The organism is Proteus sp. CD3 (genome assembly GCF_008808075.1).
GTDB lineage: Bacteria > Pseudomonadota > Gammaproteobacteria > Enterobacterales > Enterobacteriaceae > Proteus > Proteus appendicitidis.
On sequence record NZ_CP019686.1, the window covers coordinates 2,709,298 to 2,732,574 of the forward strand.

At 36.9% G+C, this 23,277-nt stretch carries 15 protein-coding genes; all 15 read left to right on the forward strand.

From position 1 onward, the window contains the following. The first annotated feature begins 334 nt into the window (after positions 1–334). The 15 genes from tssH (at position 335) to tssJ (ending at position 23,275) form a co-directional block, all read left to right on the forward strand. Positions 335–3,049, forward strand: a complete 2,715-nt coding sequence (gene tssH / locus BTA34_RS12240; protein ID WP_151435815.1) for a type VI secretion system ATPase TssH — start codon at positions 335–337, stop codon at positions 3,047–3,049. Then, positions 3,046–5,574 (forward strand): type VI secretion system Vgr family protein, encoded by a 2,529-nt coding sequence (locus BTA34_RS12245; RefSeq protein WP_151435816.1) that lies wholly within the window; start codon positions 3,046–3,048, stop codon positions 5,572–5,574. Before tssH ends, BTA34_RS12245 begins: the two co-directional genes overlap by 4 nt. Further along, the gene (locus BTA34_RS12250) at positions 5,574–6,341 is read left to right on the forward strand and encodes a hypothetical protein (RefSeq protein WP_151435817.1); all 768 of its coding nucleotides are present in this window, start codon (positions 5,574–5,576) and stop codon (positions 6,339–6,341) included. The genes BTA34_RS12245 and BTA34_RS12250 overlap by 1 nt, the downstream gene beginning before the upstream one ends. 50 nt (positions 6,342–6,391) lie before the next feature. Then, positions 6,392–7,162: a hypothetical protein gene (locus BTA34_RS12255; protein WP_151435818.1), complete on the forward strand. Its 771-nt coding sequence runs from the start codon at positions 6,392–6,394 to the stop codon at positions 7,160–7,162. A 50-nt stretch (positions 7,163–7,212) separates the two neighbouring features. Further along, positions 7,213–7,983 (forward strand): hypothetical protein, encoded by a 771-nt coding sequence (locus BTA34_RS12260; RefSeq protein WP_151435819.1) that lies wholly within the window; start codon positions 7,213–7,215, stop codon positions 7,981–7,983. Positions 7,984–8,030: 47 nt separating this feature from the next. Further along, positions 8,031–10,214 (forward strand): alpha/beta hydrolase, encoded by a 2,184-nt coding sequence (locus tag BTA34_RS12265; protein ID WP_151435820.1) that lies wholly within the window; start codon positions 8,031–8,033, stop codon positions 10,212–10,214. A gap of 53 nt (positions 10,215–10,267) precedes the next feature. Next, positions 10,268–11,005, forward strand: coding sequence for a hypothetical protein (locus BTA34_RS12270; protein WP_151435821.1), 738 nt, complete (start codon positions 10,268–10,270; stop codon positions 11,003–11,005). Positions 11,006–11,016: 11 nt separating this feature from the next. After that, on the forward strand, positions 11,017–13,155 hold the full coding sequence (locus BTA34_RS12275; RefSeq protein ID WP_151435822.1) for a hypothetical protein: 2,139 nt from the start codon (positions 11,017–11,019) through the stop codon (positions 13,153–13,155). A 34-nt stretch (positions 13,156–13,189) separates the two neighbouring features. Beyond that, entirely contained in the window at positions 13,190–13,444 is a 255-nt protein-coding gene (locus BTA34_RS12280; protein ID WP_151435823.1) for a PAAR domain-containing protein, read from the forward strand. After that, entirely contained in the window at positions 13,445–14,842 is a 1,398-nt protein-coding gene (locus BTA34_RS12285) for a hypothetical protein (RefSeq protein WP_151435824.1), read from the forward strand. Further along, a complete protein-coding gene (locus BTA34_RS12290; protein ID WP_151435825.1) occupies positions 14,842–18,165 on the forward strand; it encodes an ImcF-related family protein in 3,324 nt (1,107 codons plus the stop codon). The genes BTA34_RS12285 and BTA34_RS12290 overlap by 1 nt, the downstream gene beginning before the upstream one ends. A gap of 35 nt (positions 18,166–18,200) precedes the next feature. After that, a complete protein-coding gene (gene tssA, locus BTA34_RS12295) occupies positions 18,201–19,820 on the forward strand; it encodes a type VI secretion system protein TssA (RefSeq protein WP_151435826.1) in 1,620 nt (539 codons plus the stop codon). Positions 19,821–19,912: 92 nt separating this feature from the next. Beyond that, on the forward strand, positions 19,913–21,676 hold the full coding sequence (gene tssF, locus BTA34_RS12300) for a type VI secretion system baseplate subunit TssF (RefSeq protein ID WP_151435827.1): 1,764 nt from the start codon (positions 19,913–19,915) through the stop codon (positions 21,674–21,676). Then, positions 21,640–22,737 (forward strand): type VI secretion system baseplate subunit TssG, encoded by a 1,098-nt coding sequence (tssG, locus tag BTA34_RS12305; RefSeq protein WP_151435828.1) that lies wholly within the window; start codon positions 21,640–21,642, stop codon positions 22,735–22,737. Before tssF ends, tssG begins: the two co-directional genes overlap by 37 nt. Then, the gene (tssJ, locus tag BTA34_RS12310; protein WP_265576084.1) at positions 22,712–23,275 is read left to right on the forward strand and encodes a type VI secretion system lipoprotein TssJ; all 564 of its coding nucleotides are present in this window, start codon (positions 22,712–22,714) and stop codon (positions 23,273–23,275) included. Before tssG ends, tssJ begins: the two co-directional genes overlap by 26 nt. The last annotated feature ends 2 nt before the right edge of the window (positions 23,276–23,277 follow it).

The following is a 23,277-nucleotide window of genomic DNA, read 5'->3' on the forward strand; positions in this document are numbered from 1 at the left end:
AAATACTCTAAATAGTTCAAGGTGTAGCTAGGCGACAAGTGAATGAGTCACTAGGAGCATACATTAGTATGTGACTAGTGCGAGTGAGTGCAGTCAACAACGCTACAACTTAAAACTCGACGAGTAAATACTCTAAATAGTTCAAGGTGTAGCTAGGCGACAAGTGAATGAGTCACTAGGAGCATACATCAGTATGTGACTAGTGCGAGTGAGTGCAGTCAACAACGCTACAACTTGAAATATGACGAGTATGACCTTATGAGCCTCGGTCTATGGCTAAGGGCGGTAGCGTACCTAAATCCCCTCAATAGGGACTTCATTACTGGGAGAAAACATGGAAAATCAATCTGTCATGCTATTGCGTCGGTTAAATCCTTATTGTGCAAAAGCACTAGAAGCTGCTGCCTCATTATGCCAAACCCGTGCCCATGCAGAAGTGACTATTGAACACTGGTTATTAAAAATTCTAGAGCTTGGTGAAAGTGATATCACTGTATTGGCACGCCGCTATGAATGGGATTTAACTGCACTTTGGCAAGGCTTACTTGACGCAATTGATAAATTACCTCGCTCTGTACGTAGCAGACCTCAATTATCCAAACCCTTATTAGAACTAATTAAAAATGCATGGGTAATTGCTTCTCTTGATGAAGATATAGAACAAATCCGCAGTGTACATCTCTTACACACCATGACAAAACAACCAGCATTAGTCCAACTTGATGCACTCTGGCCTTTAATGACATTGGGTGAGGCACAACTCCAACGATTAAGACCTCTACTTGATGCGCAATCCGATGAAAGACCTGAAATTCAGCAACTTGCTTCTTATAACCATTTACCTGAAAAAACAGCGCTTGCTCAAAACCATGAAGCTAACACTGCATCTTCAGCGACAGACAACGCCATTATTGGTAATACGCTAAGTGATGCCCTTCTTGCTGTATTAAATAAATTCACGCTTGATGTAACAGAAAAAGCGCGCCTTGGCGAAATTGATCCTGTATTTGGTCGAGATGACGAAATTCGCCAAATGGTCGATATACTCTCTCGTCGTCGTAAAAATAATCCTATTCTTGTTGGGGAGCCTGGTGTAGGTAAAACCGCACTTGTTGAAGGATTAGCGCTGCGTATTGCTGAAAAAAATGTTCCTCTTAGTTTACAAACTACCTCATTACGCACTCTCGATTTAGGTCTATTACAAGCAGGCGCGGGTGTAAAAGGTGAATTTGAGCAACGACTAAAAAATGTTATTGATGCTGTTCAACAATCACCTACACCAATTCTACTTTTTATCGATGAAGCACATACAATTATAGGTGCAGGCAATCAAACTGGTGGGGCTGATGCTGCTAACTTATTAAAACCCGCTTTGGCTCGCGGTGAATTACGCACCATTGCAGCAACTACTTGGTCGGAATACAAACAATATTTTGAACGTGATGCTGCATTAGAGCGCCGTTTCCAAATTGTGAAAGTTGACGAGCCTGATGATGAAAAAGCCTTTCTAATGTTACGAGGATTAAAATCTCGTTATGCAAAATATCATGGCGTACACATCACTGATGATGCTGTAAAAGCTGCAGTAACTTTATCTCGTCGTTATTTAACGGGTCGCCAACTCCCTGATAAAGCAGTTGATTTACTTGATACCGCCAGTGCAAGAATTCGAATGAGTTTAGACACATTGCCTGAAGAACTCACTCGCATTAAAGCCAAACGCTATGCACTTGAACTAGAACAAAAAGCAATACTTGATGACATCACTATTGGTAATTTAACTAATCAAACAAAATTATCTGATTTATCTTCTCAAGATGCGCAATTAGCCCTTCAACTTGAAACACTAGAACAGCGCTTTGAACAAGAAAAAAAGATTATCTGTCAGCTACTTGAAAGCAGACAAGATCCGCAAAATACCGCGACGTCAGCACAACTACAGCAACAACTCTCACAGTTACAACAAGAAACGCCACTTTTAAATCCAGATGTAGATATTCGTACGGTGGCAACGGTTATTGCTGATTGGACAGGCGTTCCACTTTCAAGCCTCCTTAAAGACGAACAAATTGGTCTGTTAGAACTAGAAAGTCAGTTATCAAAATATGTTGTTGGACAAGACAGTGCGCTACTCGCATTAGCACAACGTTTGCGAGCATCAAGAACAGGATTGGTTTCTGAAAATGGTCCTCAGGGCGTATTTTTATTAGTTGGTCCAAGTGGTGTAGGTAAAACAGAAACCGCACTTGCACTGGCAGAATGTCTGTTTGGCGGTCAAAAATCGTTAATCACGATTAATATGTCTGAATATCAAGAAGCCCATACCGTCAGTCAATTAAAAGGTTCTCCTCCAGGTTATGTCGGATACGGTCAAGGCGGTGTATTAACGGAAGCAGTACGCAAACGCCCATATAGTATTGTGCTACTGGATGAAGTTGAAAAGGCACATCGAGATGTTTTAAACCTGTTTTATCAAGTGTTTGATAGAGGTTTTATGCGTGATGGTGAAGGCCGTGAAATTGATTTTCGTAACACGGTTATTTTAATGACTGCGAATTTAGGCAGTGATTACTTAATGCAACAACTGGAAGAGTCACCGTTAAGCACAGATAGCGACTTACAAGAAACGCTTCGTCCTATTTTACGTGATCATTTTCAACCGGCATTACTAGCTCGTTTCCAAACATTAATTTACCGTCCTCTTGATGCAGTGGCACTACGCATTATTGTTGAGATGAAATTAAAAAATGTCATTAAGCGACTTTATACCCATTATCGATTAACGGCTATTGTCGAAGAAACTCTCTATGACACCATTGTAGATGCCTGTTTATTACCTGATTCCGGAGCGCGAAATATCGATAGCCTACTTAATCAACAAATCCTGCCTATATTAAGTCAACAGTTACTATTACGCCAAGCCAGTGCAGAGAAATCACAGTATGTTATTTTAGGTTTTAATGAAGAAGAAGGTATTACGTTGAGTTTTAGTGATGTGTTGCCAACAAAAAAGCAGGTATTAGATAAACAACAGGAGATTAAAGAATGAGCATCATTGATCTCGTAAAAAATACACTGATTGGACAAAATCGCTATCACCTTAATGTACAAGGTTGTGATAATTTATTTGATGTCGAACATTTCACGGGCCGTGAAGCAATTAGCGATACCTATCATTATCAAATTACCTTTACCTGCCAAGCACCAGATTTACAACCACAACAACTGCTGCGTCGTAGTGCAACATTATCCTTTACACCGCCCATCAATAGCATGATGGATTTAATCGACCAAGAGCCTATCACCAAGCAAGTTCATGGTGTTGTCACACAATTTCGTCGTCTATCTGGATCTGTCGATGAAGCCCGTTATCAATTAGTCATTGAACCCGTATTTGCCTTATTACGTCATCAAATTCGCTCTCATCGCTTTTTCCTTAATCAGTCAGTCCCTGATGTAGTCAGCCAGATTTTACGTGAGCATAATTTTAAAGATTGGGAGTTTGAATTTACACTAAAAAATGAATATCCCAAACGGGAACAAATCAACCAATATAATGAAAGTGACCGCCAATTTATTGAACGACTATTAAGCGAAGTCGGTATTTTTTATTCGTTCTATTTGCAAGATCAAACACAAACCGAAGTTATTCGTTTTGCCGATCGCCAAAGTGCTTATACCTTTGATAAAACACTGCCTTTAAATAGCCCATCAGGCATGAATGATAATCACCAAGAAAGTGTGTGGGGATTATCATTGCATCATCAAGTGGTTGAACAAAATGTCTTAACCAAGGACTACAATCATCGACAAGCACAAGATACCTTGATTTCAGCAGTAACGGATATGACGCGTGGCGAAGGGGATGAAATCCATTATGGTGAAGTTTATCATTACCAAGCAAGACATCTTACTCGTGGTGATAAACTCACACCAGAAGCAGAAACTGCAAATTTTTGGGCGCGCCTTGATCATGAGCGTTTTTTAACTCGTCAAACGCGCTTAAAAGGTGAGAGCAATGCAGATTTTCTCTCTCCATTACAAGTACTGACCATTACTGATAATGCCATTACTTCATCACTTCCTTCTGTATTTCAATCACCGATTTTAATCACTCGCTTACGCTTTAGTGGTGGTCGAGAAAAAGCACTACAAGTGCGTTTTAATGCCGTACCTTACAGTGAAACCCTTTGCTGGCGACCGACTGTTAAGCCTCGTCCTATTATCACAGGCACACTCACTGCACGTATTACCAGTGCTAAAGATAACGATATTTATGCGCATCAAAATGAAGACGGTTTTTATTGGGTAAAATTTGATGCCGACCGTGACGAAAAACTGATGGGTTATGAGAGCATGCCAGTGCGCTTAGCAAAACCTTATGCGGGTGACACTTATGGAATGCACTTTCCATTAATTCAAGGTACTGAGGTCGCCATTGCTTTTCATGAAGGCGATCCGGACAGACCTTATATCGCCCATGCACTTCATGATTCGCGTCATCCCGATCATATCACTGACAGAAATAACACACGTAACGTTATTCGTACTCCGGCAAATAATAAACTGCGAATGGAAGATAAGCGTGGGGAAGAACATATCAAAATCAGCACAGAATATGGGGGAAAATCTCAATTAAATTTAGGTCATATTGTCGATGCTAACCGTGAGAAACGTGGTGAAGGTTTTGAGTTGCGTACTGATAGTTGGGGGGCGATAAGAGCAGGTAAAGGATTATTTATTAGTGCAGATAATCAAGCAAGAGCAGATGGTGAAGTGCTGGCGATGGAGGAGGCTCAGTCACAACTCACTGCTGCATTAATAGAAATGCAAACCTTAACTCAAAGTGCAGAACACGCCAGCGCTCTCGCTTCTAATATTCAACAACAGCAAGAAAGCTTAGAAAAAAAACTAATCCAATTAAAAAAATCGGTGCTATTAGCCAGCGCACCTGACGGAATTGCACTCACTAGTGGTAATAATTTACAACTTTCTGCTGAACAGAACCTAACACTAACCGCAAGCCAACAAGTCGATATTGGTGCATTTAAAAAATTCACTTTAGCAGCCGGTGAAATGATGAGTTTTTTTTCCAGAATGGGGGCTAAAATTTTCGCTAAAACAGGCGATATAGAAATTCAAGCACAAGATGGTCGTCTATCAACATGGTCTACACAAGATTCAATCATAAGTAGTGGTAAAAAGATGGTGTTATCAGCTCAAGAAGAATTACTTTTATCTTGTGGTGGCGGATATATACGAATTAAAGATGGCGATGTAGAAATTGGAGGACCAGGAAAGCTATTAATTAAAAACAATGGCATTCAAAAATTAGGCCCACAAAGTGTAGAAAGTGCCATGAAATCTTTTTCACCAGAAGAATTTAGTGAATGGTTCATTATTAAAAATCCGCTTTCAGGAGAGCCTATTGCTAATCAGCGTTATCAAATTACATTACCTAGTGGTGAAATTATAAAAGGCATTTCTGACTCCGAAGGTAAAACAACTCGAGTCAATTCTAATGCAATAAACGATATTCTAATTAAATTATTGCCTTACGAAGAAAATAAATAATGAGATACAAATTATCGTATTTTTTTATTTTACTTTTATCTATATCGACACTTTCGGGCTGTTTATCATTAAAAGAAAAAGCCGCAATTAAAGCAGAACAAGATAAAATTGAACAGCAACGTCAATTAGCCGAATTGCGGAAAACCTTTAAACCGCCGGTGGTTATTTACCGCATTGACGACCATCGCTTTTTTACCCTTGAAGAATTTAATGAAAAACGCGAAGGCTATACATTTTATAACAACACACAAACTCAGGCTCACTTTAAAGTGTATAACAGTTCAGCATGTAATTTTCACGGCCGTTTAATTTGGGCTGCCACACAGGATGACTATATTGCTTTTCCAGCGACCTCCAGCAATTGGTATGGCTGCGCAGGACGGCGCGATAGCTGCCAAAGCTCGATTTTGCTCTACTTTAAAGGAGAATTAGTTCCACTTATTGCACCAATGGGTAGTAAAACACTTAATCCCGTTAATGAAGCAAGAAAATTTACCCTTGTAGTCACTGATACCCATTATTATATAGGTAGAAGTCATAGTAGTTCTCCACAAGAAGATCCTTTAACCAATTTATATTGGAAAAAAGAGCCTTATCCCACCCTTGAAGAAGTGAAACATCGAACATGGAAACCTCATACATTAGAAGCTCCTAATCCAGAAATAAAAACCCCATCAGGACAAACTCAATTTGATTGCAGTGATCCCTCTATTTCTCCGATGTCAAAGTTAGGGGATTACGGGCAAGATTATAAAATTAATAAATAATATTTATCACCATGGCAAAATAAAATACCACCATGCAAATAAGGATAATTATGTTATTACTTCGAATAAAATGGCCCACGCTTTTAATATTTAGCATCACCCTATTAACCGGTTGTTTATCATTAAAAGAAAAAGCCGCAATTAAAGCAGAACAAGATAAAATTGAACAGCAACGTCAATTAGCGGAATTACGAAAAACCTTTAAACCGCCCGTGGTTATTTACCGCATTGACGACCATCGCTTTTTTACCCTTGAAGAATTTAATGAAAAACGTGAAGGTTATACTTTTTATAACAACACGCAAACGCAAGCCCATTTCAAGGTGTATAACAGTTCAGCATGTAATTTTCACGGCCGTTTAATTTGGGCAGCCACACAAGATGACTATATTGCTTTTCCTGCTACATCCAGTAATTGGCATGGCTGTGCCGGTCGGCGTGATGCCTGCCAAAGCTCAATTCTACAGTACTTTAAAGGGAAATTCATGCCTGTAGTTATGCCTTTGGGCAATAAAACACTCAACCCAGTGAAAGAGACTGAATATTTCACTCTTGTGGTAACAGATAATCACTTTTATATAGGAAAAGGCTATACTCCTCCTCCTAAAAAAGAACCATTAAGCGACTTATATTGGGAAAAATACTCTTATGATACAAATGAAGATATAAAAAATAGAATATCAAAGCCTTATACGTTAGAAGCCCCTTCCTATGAAATAAAAACCCCATCAGGACAAACTCAATTTGATTGCAGTGATCCCTCTATTTCTCCGATGTCAAAGTTAGGGGATTACGGGCAAGATTATAAAATTAATAAATAATATTTATCACCATGGCGAAATAAAATGTCACCATGCAAATAAGGATAATTATGTTATCACTTCGAATAAAATGGCCCACGCTTTTAATATTTAGTATCACCCTATTAACCGGTTGTTTATCATTAAAAGAAAAAGCCGCAATTAAAGCAGAACAAGATAAAATTGAACAGCAACGCCAATTAGCCGAATTGCGGAAAACCTTTAAACCGCCCGTGGTTATTTACCGCATTGACGACCATCGCTTTTTTACCCTTGAAGAATTTAATGAAAAACGTGAGGGCTATACGTTTTATAACAACACGCAAACTCAAGCCCATTTTAAGGTGTATAACGGTTCAGCATGTAATTTTCATGGCCGTTTAATTTGGGCAGCACAATCTGATGAGTATATTGCTTTTCCCGCTGTTGATAGTAATTGGGAAGGCTGTGCAGGACGTCGAGATGCCTGCCAAAGCTCGATTTTGCTCTACTTTAAAGGAGAATTAGTTCCACTTGTTGCGCCACTTGGAAATAAAACACTTAATCCTGTGCATGAAACCACTTATTTTACTATTGCGGTAACAGATACCCATTATTACATAGGGGAAAGTTTTAATCCCTCTCCCCGAGAAGTACCATTAAATATTTCATATTGGAAAAAAGAGCCTTATCCCACCCTTGAAGAAGTGAAACATCGAACATGGAAACCTCATACATTAGAAGCTCCTAATCCAGAAATAAAAACCCCATCAGGACAAACTCAATTTGATTGCAGTGATCCCTCTATTTCCCCGATGTCAAAGTTAGGTGACTATGGCGTGGATTATAGAATTAAAAAATAGCGTTATTTAAACACTCCCTTCCCTATTCTATTTAAAAGATAAACGTGATGAACCAAGATAAGACAAAAACAACCCGGTGGTTAAAACCCAAAGAGCACCTTGATGGTACTCAAGAGTGGAAATCAAGTACTCATGCTTCTGATATCGGTGGCGAAATTCATGTTAAACCTCATTTACCCGGTATTATTATTTTTGTTCATGGAGTTAATTCTGAAGGGGAATGGTATGAAGATGCTGAAAAATTTTTATGTGAAGGGCTAAATAAACGTTTAAATCTCCCTAAAAAATTTAAATTAAAAGCTAATGAATATTATATAAATAGATTTTACCCTGATAAAATAGATATTGAAAATAGTCGCTATAATATTGAGCACAATTCACACGAAATAAAAAATTTACATAATTCCCCCATTATTCGTTTTTATTGGGGATACCGCGCTAAGGATAATGAAATAGGGAAATATAATATCCCATTAAAAAATAAAAAAGGGGATAGCTACCTTCGATTAAAAAAAAATATTATAACAAAACCAGATGATGATAAAAATTCAGAAGAAGATAATTTTATAAAAAAAAGTTATCAAGAATATTCCGCTTTATCTGTACCCAAATCAGATCATTATGACCCATACTTCCCACTAACTAGCTCTAAAGAAAAAAGTTTATTTATTTCTCAAAAATTGTCTCAAAGATATGGTCCTTTCTATTGGAATGGTGGTCCTTTTCAAAATGGGACTAATCAGTTATTCAGTTTATGGAGCGAATACGGTTTCTCTGGGAGTGTAGCTGCTTTTATTGATTTGCAATGGTTTAATCCTGAATCAGATCGATTATTAACAGACAGTCCTCCACGCAATTACTATGCTCATGCCGTAGAAAGACTGTCGAAATTGATCGCGATGATCCGAGAGTATAATTCTCACGATACTATCAGTGTGATTTCCCATAGCCAAGGCACTATGATTGCCTTAGCTGCAGCTGCAATTAATCCACCTGATGCATTATTTGTTTTAAACTCGCCTTATGCTTTGCATAATTACACCTTAAATGCCGTCTCTTATCCTCTTAGTGAACAAATTAGTGCAGAACAACGAGAAGCGACTCTTCAGGCCATTATTAATAAAGTGGCTGAAAATAAGGATAAGCTTAAAAATCATCCCAATGGATATAAAGGCCTTGTTGTGGGGCTAAATGAGGAGGGAAAAAGTTGGTCACCTAAAGATAAAATTCGAAAAGTAAATGATAACAATGCGCCCTCACAAGGCTGCTCACTTAAATTAACCGAAAATGATTTTATTCAAGAAAGAGATAACCATGGAAGAACCTATATTTATTGTAATCCGCATGATCGTGTAATGGGCGCAGATCCCCTTCGTAGTATTGGCTGGAACGGTATTCCTAATGTATTTGATTGCAAAACAAAACAATATTCTTTCTCACCATTTTTTACTAGCCAAGAAGAATGCACGTTATATGTCCGTATATTAGGGAGAAACATGCCTTGTGGAGGCCCTCCAGATTCACCAACTGATGCCAATAAAAGTACTATTTTTTGTGATGACAAAAGCCAATATTGTGATGGTACCTCTTTTTGGGAAAATAATACTAAACCCACGCATTATATGACATGGCCTAAACCTGATAAAAATACCAAAATTTATATTAATGGCCCCGAAGTACCTAATCCCATCCAAAGCAATGAAATGCTAGAGTTTGATGAAACTTACACAAATGGTATTACGGATTTTAAGGCCGCAAGAAACAATAAAGAGCTCTATGGGTATGGATTTGGTCAAGTTGACCCTATTGAAAATAAACCCATTGATGCTGACTATTATTATTTAATTGATTTTTATGATTATGATCGGATCCAAGTACCTTTAACTGATGAAGAGAAAAAAGCACGTCGCAATGATCCTAATCTTCATGCAAGTGAAAAAAATGAGACTCATCGATTTGAAACACTAAAAGAGAGTCGTGACCGGTTTCGTACTTATATACAACGTGGCACTGACCATAGTTCATTACCTAAAGATAAAAATTTCTTAAAACGTGTTGTCGCTTATGATTTACCGATTGGTTATTGTGAAATAGGTAAATCTCCAGAAAAAATGAATGAATTAAGAAAGTTTGCTGATTGGCAGAGTGGTTTAGATGATTATATGGAAAGTGGAAAATTAATTCCTTTCGATATGCCTGATATTATAAAAAACCCTTTAAATAAAAAATAATTCCCACTTAAATTAAAAACCTGAAATAAGCTAATAATTAATAAGGATAAGCCATGTTAATTAATTTATTTAAATTACCTTTTATTTTTATTATTAGCGCCACCTTACTTTCTGGCTGTTTATCATTAAAAGAAAAAGCCACTATAAAAATGCTAGAAGATGATTTAGTTAATCTACATTCAATTCTAGAAGAAGCTAAAAATCTAGCACCACCTAGTATTATTTATCGTATTGATGAACATCGTTTTTTTACACTAGAACAATATAATCAAAAACGAGGAGGAATGACTTACTACAACAATACACAAAAAGGTATTCATCAAAAAATTCTGGACTCGTCAGCTTGCCGCTATAAAGGCCGATTAATTTGGTCAACTGATAGAGACGATGCTTTCGCTTTTCCTTCTGTATTGAGTAGCCGATATAGTCAATGTGTTGGAACAAAATATGGATGTATCAATGTTATTTTAATCACATTAAATGGAGGGAAAAAATTCGCTCCTACAAATGCCGGTTTTGGTATTACAACTTATGATCCTGAATATTATTCTGCTAATTTTGATATTATTGTCACATCAGATGGCTTTTATTTAGGAAAATCTTCTTATAGACAGCAAAATGATGAACTTGATTCCCCTTGGTGGCGTAAATTCTATTTTGATCCTTCCGACTCTAATTATATTCATGATGATGTAGGCGATAAGGAAACGCCTCCCATTACTTTAAAAACACCTTCTGAGCAAACTCGTTTTGATTGTAGTGATCCAGCTATTTATCCTATTTCAAAATAAAGGAAAATTTTATGAATAATGGTGATAACAAAGAGACTACTCGTTGGTTAAAAGAGAAAATGTGTATTGATGGTTCTTATTATTGGCAATCTTGTACAAATGCAACAAATATCGGTGGAGAAATACATGTAAAACCTAATTTACCTGGGATAATTATTCTTGTTCATGGTGTTCATTCAGAAGGGGAATGGTATTCTACGGCAGAAGAAAATATATGTAATGGATTAAATGAAAGATTAAACTTAACCAATACACCGTATAAACTAACAGCTAATAAGTATTATCAACCTACTTTTGTAGTAGATGAAAATAACCTTGATGATAGCCATTATATCTATAAAAAACCTATAAGAGAGTTAATTGAATTAGGAAACTCCCCTATTATACGTTTTCATTGGGGATATCGTTCAGATGATAATAAATGGGATGATTATAAAATACCTTTAAAAAATATAGCGGGCGAAAGTTATCATCAATTAAAAAACGCAATAGTTAACCCAGAATATAGCTCTACCGATCAAAATACATGGACATTAGAAGATAAAGAAAAATATCGTATTGCTGAAGAATATCAATCACTCTCATTCAAAAAACGTAAAATATTTATTTATGAAAAATTAAAAGATAAAGGTCCATTTTTATGGGAAGGTGGTCCATTCCAAAATGGTTGTAATCACCTTAAAAGTTTATGGAGTGAATATGGCTTTAGTAGCTGGCCTAAGCTATGGGCAACAATTCCTTTTCCTGCTCCATTTCCTATACCAGTTAATGTTCAAGCATTTAACCCTGAAACAGATACTTTACTTACTTCTTCGCCATCTCGACAATATTTTGCTCATGCAGCAGGACGACTCGCTAAGTTAATAGCACAAATAAGAAAAAATAATAAAGATGACACCGTCACTGTAGTTTCTCATAGTCAAGGCACTATGATTGCCCTAGCCGCTTGCGCAATTGAAGCTCCAGATGCATTATTTGTATTAAACTCACCTTATGCCATAGAAGATAAACTATTAAATACGTTCTCCTATCCTTTAAGTGAAAACATTGATAAGGGTACAAGAATAGCAACGTTAAAAAAGATCATTGATAAAATTGCAAAAAATAAAAACAAACTCAAAAATAATAAAAATAATTTAATTGTTGGATTAACTGAACAAAGAAAAAATTGGACTCCTTTTAATACAGAGATAAGTAGAAAAATAAACGTAGAAACACCATCAAAAAAAATTAATAGTATAAAAATAGAGGATGGTGGCACAGTCCAAGAAAGAGATAACCATGGAAATACTTATATTTATTGTAATCCTCATGATAGAGTCATGGGCTCATCTCCATTAGGCTCAATTGGTTGGAGTGCTATTCCTAATATTACACAATATGGCCAAACACAACCTCATCCTATATTTTCATCTTGTGACACTCTTTTTGTTCGCATGTTAGCACGTAATACACCTTGTGGAGAAAAACCCGACCCCCAAAATGGTACTTTTACTGTATTTACAGATAAAAATGGGAGGTTTAGAGATGGCTATCCATTTTGGGATAATAAAACAGCCATAATAGATGGTTTTGTATGGCCTGAACCTGAAAGAAATATGTTTCTAAATATTAATGCACCTGAAGTTCCTACTCCTATAAAGGATTATGAGCAAAGAGATTTCGATGTTGGTTTTTTAGATAGTGATGAGCCACCTAAAAAGTTTGGGGGTCTTATATATAAAGATAATCAATATCAGCCTGTCACTAGAGAATATTATTATCTAAAATATTTATACTCTTATGAGAATCGGATCTTAGTTGAATTAACCGATAAAGAAAAAAATCAATTAAGGAAAGACCCACTAGCTACATCCTATGAGAAAAATGTATCAAAAAGATATGAAACCATGGATGAAATGAGAATACGAATAAGAGATTATATTTGTCGCCCTAATGATCACGGTACTTTACCTCTAAATGTTCATTTACTACATCGAATCTTAGCCTTTGATTTACCTATTGGGCATTGTTCCCAAGCTAATAATCCTGAAATGATGGCTGAATTACGTCGCCAAGCAGACTGGTTGAGTAATGGTGGTGATGAATATGTAAAAATAGGAAAATTAGATCTTCCTAAAATGCCAGAAGAAATATCCAATCCCGATTGATCAAAAAATTAATAATTTATCTAGAGAAAATAAAATGAAAAATATTATTAGATTAGGTGATCTAACATCACATGGAGGCAAAGTTATATCATCAAGCTCTACTCTTATTATTAATGGAAAAAAAGCTACTCTTCTTTATGATATTGTTTCATGCCCTCTACATGGGGATAATCAAATTATTGAAAGTAGTTCACATTATAATGAAAATGGTAAAGGAATTGTGTTTGATGGTTGTAAAACACAATGTGGCGCTATTGTTTACTCTACTTGTAATGATATGGAAATATAAATGAAATATTGGATACCTCCTTACAATCCGCCACCTTGGGAAAATAAACCGTTTCCATTACTAACTTTAAGTAGTTTTATAATATTTATAAATATAGCTTATTTCTTAATTTTAAGATCCACATTAAAAATTGACTTTAAAAACTATATTACAAGTAATGATGGTTTTATATTATTTTCAATCATTTTCCTTTTCTCATTGTTTTTAATGTCTATCTATATCTTATTTTGGGAGGTAAAAAAAACACTATATATTTACTGGTGCTTTTGGCAGGCGGATTTATTAACTAAATGGATTAAATTAAAACAAGATAAATTATATCTAATTTATTCAAATATAGCATCTCACAATTTATCAATTATTTCTGAATTCAATAACGAAAGTTCATTTGAAAAAGCAGAAACAAACAATAGATTGATAGATTTAGAAAGAGAAGGTGTTGTTGGTGAAGAAAGAGTTTTTTACATAGTGGAACTTTTAATAAATAGTATTAAAGGTATAGAGATCAGTAAAAAAGAAAAATATTTTGTTATAATAAATAGTTTGTTTGAGCAGAGTGACTTCATAAAAAACAAAATAAAATATTTTCTAAATAGCCACCTAAGTAATTATGAAATAATTTTCCAAGCCAAACCAAACTATAATAATCAATTTAATACAATACGAAATAAAAAGTTAATCACACTTATCTTTTCAATAAACTATTATGCGTTAAATACTAATGAAGAGAATGAATTCTCAAGTCTAATTATACTATCCCCAAGTAAAAAGAAAGAATTTTTAAAACTATTTCAACCAATGCCATTTAAAATAGAAAATATAGATGAAAATCTTAAAACAATGTCACTAATTCAACAACAACAGAATAAGGATATAAAGAAAGTTAACTTTATTGATATTGAAAAAGAAAATTCAAATAATATTATGTTAAAATTAAGAAGTGAAAAAAGCTGTCAGCTATCCTTAGAAAACCACTCTCAAGGTTACTTTTTTAATGAATACATAGGTAATTATAAAGAATTATCTATATATCATTTATTAGCACTTATTCATTCATCAAAATTTAAAGAAATTAGTCAGCTTTTATTTTATAAATCAGATGAAAATTATTACTGCCAAACAATAGGAACAAGAAAGTCACAAATTGAAAATTATTACTTAAACATACCGAAACCATCATTTCCAATAGGAACATCTCTGGTTGGATTTTTTACTCTTACTTCCGTTATTTTTAAGAATATAATTGATCACATCGAATTTAACAGTGAAAAAATAATAATGATATCAATCTCATTCCTTTTTACTATCATAATAATTAGTGTAGTTAAAAAAATTTATATTAACTTTTACTGGAAAGTTCATTTTTTAAAAACGCTTAACAAAAAATGGAATTTATAATGAAATCAAAAATAACACGCTATCTTTCACTCTTTATCATTATCTCAATAATTTCATTAGCTACAATTGTGTTCTTATTTATTATTTTTAATAAAACTTCCATAACAGTAACTCAATCATACTTAATGATTGGTTCAGTTATTTTCTCCTTAATAGTGCTTTTTTTTCTTTCTCGTTATTTTAAACCTAATATAATTATGGATATTGAAGATAATGATAAAAAAGATAAGATAAATAAAAAGAATGACAGAGTAAATGATTGGAATAAATATATAAAAGAAAATTACTCATTTACTTACAAGTCAAAACTATCAATCCAACTCCTCATCGGCACCCCTACTTCTATCGAAAAACTCATCCCCAATTTAACAACGGACATTTGGCAAGAAAGCAACGGCACGTTGCTGATTTATGGGGGCGATATTCATCAACCGATTGATGGCAGTTTAATTCAGGATTTAAAACAACTGCGTCGTCGTCGCCCTGTTGATGCAATTATTTGGGTATCTGAAAATAGCTTATCGCAACAACCGCTGGGGCATTCCTTATTTAATCACTTAAATCCAACCAATACAGACATCGCAAGCCGTTATTTCCACCAGCTATTTCAACAACTGCGCTGGCAAGCGCCCATTTGGCTTTGGAATATCAGTCATAACGGTGAGATGATCGCAGAAGATGCCCCCGTCATACTCTACTCAGCACCTTTAAAAGCCACCTCTGACTCACTTTCTGATGACTTAAAAACGCTTTTACCTGCATTAGTGGAACAAGGTACACAGGCGGTCTTACACAATCAAACACACACCTATTTACTGGCTTTAGCCCGTTTTTTACAGCATGAAGGCAGTGAAAAACTTGCCAACAATTTGGCACCACTTTTATCAGACTATCGCTCGTTGCCGTTTGCCGGTGTGCTCTTTAGTACACCTGCTTACCATAACCTGTCTGCTGCTTCATCACAAAATCATCAATGGGCTTTAAATTCCCATTGGAAAATACTCCTCACGGCAAATTCACAACTGCCTTCTCCGCTAAAAGCGTCACCTTTAGGTCTAAATTCAAAACGTATTTTGCAATATACCGTTGCAACAGCGATGACGCTGTGGGGCATCGGTATGGTGGTCTCTTATTTTATGAATCGCCAATTAATTACCCAAAGCCAACAACAAGCGCAATTGGCAACAGACAATCATCAATCTGAATTTGCCCGCTTACAGGCTCAATATGGCTTACAACAAACATTGGGTTTATTGAGTTATCGTGAGCAGACTTCGGTTCCCTTTTGGTTACGTTTTGGCTTAAGCAGTAATAATCCATTACTTAGCCAGTTATGGCCGGTTTATAGCCAATCTATGTTGCCATTATTACGTGATTCAACCCAGCAACACCTTGAAAACTATCTTCAAGCCTTTATGCAATTATCCCCTGAAAGCCCAGAACGTATTGACGGTGCGCAATCCGCTTATCAAGCATTAAAGGCCTATTTAATGATGAGCGATCCTTCTCGTATCGAACCGGAGTTTTTTACTGAAAGTGTCCTCAATATCTGGCATCAAAATGAAGGTCTAAAAGACGGTGAATGGCAAACGTTAGGCACGGAATTATTAACCTTCTATGCTGCTCAATTACCTTATCACAATGAATGGACTATCAAGCCTAATCGCACCCTAGTTGCTGGAAGCCGCACTATTCTGATACGCCAAATTGGTCAACGTAATGGCGAATCTGCGCTTTACCAAAAAATCTTACAACAGGCACAGCATAACTTTGCGGACATGACGTTAGATGATATGACGGGGGATACCGATGTCAGTTTCTTGCTCAGTACCAAGGAAACCATACCAGGAATTTTTACGCGTAAAGCCTGGGAAGAATCAATTGAACCAGCAATTAAAAAAGCCGTTTATGAAAGACGAGAAGAAATCGATTGGGTATTAAGTGACACCCAAAAAGAAACGGATATCGATATCTCTCCCGAAAAACTGCAACAGAACCTAACAGAACGCTATTTTAACGATTTTTCAGGAAGTTGGTTAACCTTTCTCAATGGCTTACAGTGGCGAGAAACGCAAAGTCTCTCAGATACCATCGATCAACTCACATTAATGAGCGATGTCAGACAATCCCCCATTATTGCTTTAATGAATACGCTTTCCTATCAAGGCAAAACAGGTCGTCAGCAAGAAAAATTAGCAGACTCTTTTGTTAACTCAGCCAAAGATTTATTAAACAAAGAACAACAACCTGTTATTAGCCAAAAAGCCGAATTCACAGGACCTTTAGAGCCTGTTTTTGCCCCGATACTGGCCTTTACTGATCCCCAATCTTCAGCACAAAATAGTGATGCATTAAGCTTACAAGCTTATCTCACACGCGTAACTAGAGTACGTTTAAAACTCCAGCAAGTCGTTAATGCCCCCGATCCACAAGCCATGTCTCAAGCATTAGCCCGAAGTGTTTTTGAAGGAAAAACAGTCGATTTATCAGAAACGCAAGATTACGGTAGTTTAATCGCAGCCAGCTTTGGTCAAGAGTGGAATGGTTTTGGGCAAACACTTCTGGTACAACCCTTATCTCAAGCGTGGCAACAGTTGTTAGCGCCAACGTCACAAGGCATCAACACTCAATGGCGAAATGCTATTGTTAATGATTGGAATAGAGCCTTTGGCGGTCGTTACCCACTTAAAAACACCCAAAGTGAGATTTCACTGCCGTTAATGGCGCAATATTTACGCCCGGATAACGGTCGTATCCAGCGTTTTCTTGAGACTCACCTTAACGGTGTTTTACATAAAGAAGGAACACACTGGGTACCCGATACCACAAATGCACAAGGCTTAACCTTTGATCCTGAATTCTTAAAAGCATTAGATAAGCTAAGTTACCTAGGCGATGTGGTTTTTGCCAATGGTGAAGCACGCCTTTATTTTGAGTTACGCCCGGGGACTTCGCCCGATATTATGCAAACCCATCTAATGATAGATAAACAGTCGCTCATCTATGATAACCAACAACCGCAATGGCAACGTTTTGTTTGGCCCGCGGATACGGTTGCCTCTGGCGCATCTCTTAGTTGGATAACTACCCAGACGGGCGCACGTATCTATGGCGATTATCGCGGTGTTTGGGGCATGATCCGTTTACTGGAAGATGCCAACATCGCACCTTATGCCGGTAGCACTAGCAGTTATTCCATCAGTTGGAAAACCTTAAACGGTCAGTCACTTAATTACACCTTAAGAACAGAAATGGGCGAGGGTCCTATCGCACTTTTACAACTACGCAATTTCGTTTTACCGGAAAAGATCTTCTTGGATTAACTAAACCTACTCTCTCAAAAGGAAATACGCTCACGATGTCCTTATTGGATACCTTAATCTCATCATGCTTTGCTGATGATACAAACAAAGTGCAACAACTTGCTCAACAACAAATCATTTTATGGGATCGTTGGCTATTACCGATTACCCCTAATCAACCTGTGGGTGATGATCCCAGTTATGAAGATGACTTTGAGCGAATGAAAGAAGAAGTTAATAAACTATCGGGGGCTGATACTGAACTGATTTGCTTACTCGCCGAAAAATTGTTGCTCAATTTCTGCAAAGATGTGCGTGTTGTCACTTATTATATTTGGGCGCGTTTACACAAAGAAGGTGAGCACGGGCTTGCCGATTCTTTAGGGCTTTTAAGTGGGTTGCTTATTCGCTATCACGACACGTTATTACCTATCCGAGCCACTAGCCGGAAATCGGCTTTAGAGTGGTTATCAGGGCAGCGCGTTTTAGATAGCTTATCGCTGTATCCTGAAGTCGATCGCCATGAGTTTTCTCGTATTATCGCTTTGTTAGCCACCATTGAAACGGAGCTTGAAACATGGAATGAAGCTGAAAAGCCACAACTTGCAGGATTATATCAGGCACTCGAAAAACGCCTTGCTCAATCAGGTGGAACAAACAGCGTTGTACCACAGAACATTAGCCGAGCTGAATCGACTTACAGCCATTCATCCTCCCCTTCAGTTGCACAAAGTACACCAATAGAGACAATACAATCAGGTCGTGAATTATTAGATCAATCTAAAATGCTTGCTAACTACTTACGAAATCAACCCAATGGCTGGTTAGCAGGACATAGATTAATGAAAGTTGTGAGATGGGATACACTTCATCAACTTCCACCACAAGATCAGCAAGGGTGTACTCGTCTTTCTCCGCCAAGAACCGATGCAAGAGCGCAACTTAAACGCCTCTACTTACAACAAAGTTGGGGGGAGCTGGCCGAGCAAGCTGATAAGCTTTTTGCAGAAGGTGTTAACCATTTTTGGTTAGATGTGCAATGGTATCTCTATCAAGCACTTAGTAAATCACCAGCACCTTGGAATGCATGGTCTGATATTATAAAAAACGATTTAAAACAATTTCTTACCCGCCTTCCTGATTTAGAAAAATTATCATGGGAAGATGGTACGCCATTTGCCGATGAAGTAACATTAAGTTGGATAAAACAACATGTTATGGAAGAAAACTTTGATACCATGCAAGGGTTATCAAACAGTTACTCTCATCCATCTGATGATGAACCGATATTGGCATTAGAAACCGAAGCTATTACACAAGCAGATAATGAAGGCATAGAAGTTGCCTTAAAATGGCTACAACATCGCCCCGATATCAGCACTTCAAGACAAAAATGGTTATTAAACCTCATTATGGCACGAGTAGCAGAACAATTTGCTCGCCACGATCTGGCATTAAATTTATTACGCGAACTCGATAAAAAAGCACTTTCGATGTCATTAACGCAATGGGAGCCTAACTATGTTTTTGAAGTGAAAGCACGACAACTTCACCTTTATCGAGCCAAAATTCAACGTAACACCTCAGATAAAACGCATATTGAACAACAGATGGAGCTGTTATTGCGTGAATTAACTGCGATCGATCCCGTTCGCTCTGCAATTTTATATTCCTAATCTTTTACTCTACTCTCCATCATTCTAAATACAGCGAGTCAACAACGCTGAATTTGAAGTATGAAGAGCATATAAGTCAAGGTATCAAACTAATGGATGATTTAACCCTTCGCTATTTTGATGCAGAAATGCGCTATCTTAGAGAAGCTGCCAAAGAGTTTGCACAAGCCCATCCTGATAGAGCTGCAATGCTCGATTTAGATAAAGCAGGTACGCCCGATCCTTTTGTTGAGCGTTTATTTGAAGGCTTTGCTTTCTCAATGGGACAATTAAGACAAAAAATTGATGATGATTTACCTGAATTAACAGAAGGGCTTGTTAGTTTATTGTGGCCTCATTATTTACAGACAATCCCTTCATTATCCATTGTTGAATTAGCCCCTGATATTCAAAAGATGAAAATGACGGATAAAATACCAGCTCAATTTGAAGTTCTTTCTCGCCCTATTGGCCCTAAAAAAACGGTTTGTCACTATCGAACAACTCAAGATTTAACGATTAATCCAATCAAAATAGCGTCTGTTAATTTAACGACAGAGCCTGATGGGCGTTCAACTATCCGGTTGAAATTTACATGCAGCGAAATAATTAATTGGCCTGAAGTTAATCTGCATGCTCTCTCATTTTATTTATCTGGCGATATTCCGACAACCAATGCACTGCATTTAGCATTAACGAAACAAGTGGCAAAAACGTATTTAAAACTCCCTCAATCAAAAGATAGAATTGCAATTCCTCTCTATTTTTCACCGGGAGGATTTAAAGATACGGACACGCTTTGGCCTAAAGGAGATAGCACATTCAGTGGCTATCAATTATTACTCGAATATTTTTCTTTTCGTGAAAAATTTATGTTTGTATCACTTAATGGATTAGGTGATATCCATTTTCCTGAAGAAACATCAACATTTGAATTGGATTTTGTTCTTAATACGTTATGGGATAGCGACCTCACATTAAATAGTGAAAATATTCGCTTACATTGCGTACCCGTTATCAATCTTTTTAATATAGAAGCCGATCCACTGACTGTTAATGGGTTGGAAAGCGAATATTTATTACGCCCACGTCGTATTCAAGATGGGCATACTGAAATCTATAGTGTTGATAGCGTGCATGGCTCTCAACGGACAAATGAAGCGGTTTATGTACCATTTACCAGCTTTCGCCATCGTGGTGGTATGTTACGGCATAATGCACCTGAACGTTATTATCATACCCGTGTGAAGCGTGGTGTAACGGGTCTTCATGATACTTGGCTTATATTAGGAGGGGAAAAACAAGAGATTGATTTAGCAACCCAAACAGAAACACTCTCATTACAGCTCACAGGAACTAATGGGCAATTGCCCCGTAAAGCACTGCAAAGTACATTGCTTGATAGAACCGAACAAACCTTACAGATCCCATTAACCGTCCATAATTTATGTAAACCCACCTTACCACTTTATCCTCCGTCTGAAGATCGTTTCCACTGGCGAGTGCTAAGTCACTTAGGTTCAAGTTTTCTTAACATGATGGATAATGCTGAAGTGCTAAGAGGCACTCTCGCACTTTATGATTGGCGAGATGATGATATGAACCATAGAAAACTCGATGCCATTATTCATGTTGAACACCATTTAATTGAACGCTTTGAGAAAGGTTTTTTACAACGAGGTATTTATATCGAAGTGACGTTAGACAGTAATGGTTTTAATGGTGAAGGTGATATTCATTTATTTGGTGAAATGCTTAATCGTTTTTTTGCACTTTATGCCGATGTTCATCTTTTTAATCAATTAACACTGATTATTTTGCCAACAGGAAAACGAATTCAATGGAAAGAAAGCCACAACCCACAGCTATCCCGTTAATTCAAAAGTTAGGTGAAAAATTACCTTATGTGAATTTCTACCGCTTTTGCCAATTACTCGAAAAATCCAATTCTACATGCTATGAATTAGGTCGTTCTCACAATCCCAAAGACGATCCTATCCGTTTTCGCCCTCATCGAGGTATGGGTTTTCCAGTGACGGAAATCAAAGGAATTGACTCTCTTGATAAATATCGAAACAGCACAGTGCCAAGCTTACGGACTACCTTTCTGGGGCTTTATGGTATCACTTCACCTCTTCCTACATCTTATCTGGATGATATTGCACAATATCGCGATGGCACAGATCCACTCACTGATTTTTTAGATATTTTTAACCATCGTCTTACCACTCAATTTTATCGGATCTGGCGCAAATACTCTTATCCTGCGACTTTTGGAGAAGGAGGATCAGATAAAACATCACAATATCTTTATGGCTTAATTGGTTTAGGTATTCCAGGTTGTGCTAATCATGTGCAATCACCTTTATCTCGTTTTTTAGCGCTATTAGGGATCTTACGTTTACCAACACGCACAGCCGAAGGTATTAGCGCATTAGTAAAATTATTAGCGCCATCAACAAAGGCCAGAATTATTCCTCATGATCCACGAAGAATAGCGCTGGATAGCCCCACAACAATGTCATGCTCATCCCCTATTACATTAGAAAATAAACCTGTTTTAGGTCGCTACGCGATAGATGTAAATAGCCAAGTATTAATAAAGCTACATACTGAAAATAAAGATGAAGCAAAAGGCTGGTTACCTGATGGCGATATTTACCAAGACTTTATGGCATTACTTCGTGTCTATTTAGGCTCCCGCGTTAATGCGCGGCTGCGTTTAACATTACCGAGAGATTTATTACCTGATGCAACACTAAGTACTTCAAAAAGCCAAGGCGTGCAACTAGGTAGAACTGCGGTTATGCGACCTCATAACATGACTGAAAAATCACCTGTCACTTCTTTTATCACCATAGGTCTTGGTTTTTATCAATATCTAACACTCCGCACTCAACATTATAAAAGTGATGAATATGGCAATTATCAATTTTAAATCGCAAACATTTTTTTCTTCTATCCGCCGATTAACATTACTATTTATAGTAACGTTTGCAATTGTAGGTTGTGGTCTAACACAAACCATTAGTGATGGTACGGTCTCTTTAACTAAATCTATTTTTTATAAACAAATAAAAATATTGCATTTGGATTTTACTGCAAGAGAAGCACTTAATACTGATGATAATGGTTCATCACTTTCCGTGATTGTTCGAGTATTTCAACTAAAATCAGCGGATACTTTTAATGATAGCGACTATCTCTCACTGTTTAATCAAAATGACGATATTTTAAAATCCTCTTTATTAGCGCAAAAAGATTTACGTATTCGTCCTGGTGAATCTATTGCTCTCGATATGCCAATGGAAAAAGAAACCGAATTTGTCGCCATTGCCACAATGTTTCATACACCAGATGAAGCCAAAAATAACTGGCGTATTGTTATTCCTAAAAATGAACTCGACCCTGATAAAGCGCGTAAAATTGTGCTTGCTGAAAATACACTGACATTACAACCTTTGGATAAAAAATAACG

What these genes read in the sequence shown, in the direction of transcription:
- tssH (WP_151435815.1), top strand. Translation starts at nt 335, where the DNA reads ATGGAAAATCAATCTGTCATGCTATTGCGTCGGTTAAATCCTTATTGT.
- BTA34_RS12245 (WP_151435816.1), top strand. Translation starts at nt 3,046, where the DNA reads ATGAGCATCATTGATCTCGTAAAAAATACACTGATTGGACAAAATCGC.
- BTA34_RS12250 (WP_151435817.1), top strand. Translation starts at nt 5,574, where the DNA reads ATGAGATACAAATTATCGTATTTTTTTATTTTACTTTTATCTATATCG.
- BTA34_RS12255 (WP_151435818.1), top strand. Translation starts at nt 6,392, where the DNA reads ATGTTATTACTTCGAATAAAATGGCCCACGCTTTTAATATTTAGCATC.
- BTA34_RS12260 (WP_151435819.1), top strand. Translation starts at nt 7,213, where the DNA reads ATGTTATCACTTCGAATAAAATGGCCCACGCTTTTAATATTTAGTATC.
- BTA34_RS12265 (WP_151435820.1), top strand. Translation starts at nt 8,031, where the DNA reads ATGAACCAAGATAAGACAAAAACAACCCGGTGGTTAAAACCCAAAGAG.
- BTA34_RS12270 (WP_151435821.1), top strand. Translation starts at nt 10,268, where the DNA reads ATGTTAATTAATTTATTTAAATTACCTTTTATTTTTATTATTAGCGCC.
- BTA34_RS12275 (WP_151435822.1), top strand. Translation starts at nt 11,017, where the DNA reads ATGAATAATGGTGATAACAAAGAGACTACTCGTTGGTTAAAAGAGAAA.
- BTA34_RS12280 (WP_151435823.1), top strand. Translation starts at nt 13,190, where the DNA reads ATGAAAAATATTATTAGATTAGGTGATCTAACATCACATGGAGGCAAA.
- BTA34_RS12285 (WP_151435824.1), top strand. Translation starts at nt 13,445, where the DNA reads ATGAAATATTGGATACCTCCTTACAATCCGCCACCTTGGGAAAATAAA.
- BTA34_RS12290 (WP_151435825.1), top strand. Translation starts at nt 14,842, where the DNA reads ATGAAATCAAAAATAACACGCTATCTTTCACTCTTTATCATTATCTCA.
- tssA (WP_151435826.1), top strand. Translation starts at nt 18,201, where the DNA reads ATGTCCTTATTGGATACCTTAATCTCATCATGCTTTGCTGATGATACA.
- tssF (WP_151435827.1), top strand. Translation starts at nt 19,913, where the DNA reads ATGGATGATTTAACCCTTCGCTATTTTGATGCAGAAATGCGCTATCTT.
- tssG (WP_151435828.1), top strand. Translation starts at nt 21,640, where the DNA reads ATGGAAAGAAAGCCACAACCCACAGCTATCCCGTTAATTCAAAAGTTA.
- tssJ (WP_265576084.1), top strand. Translation starts at nt 22,712, where the DNA reads ATGAATATGGCAATTATCAATTTTAAATCGCAAACATTTTTTTCTTCT.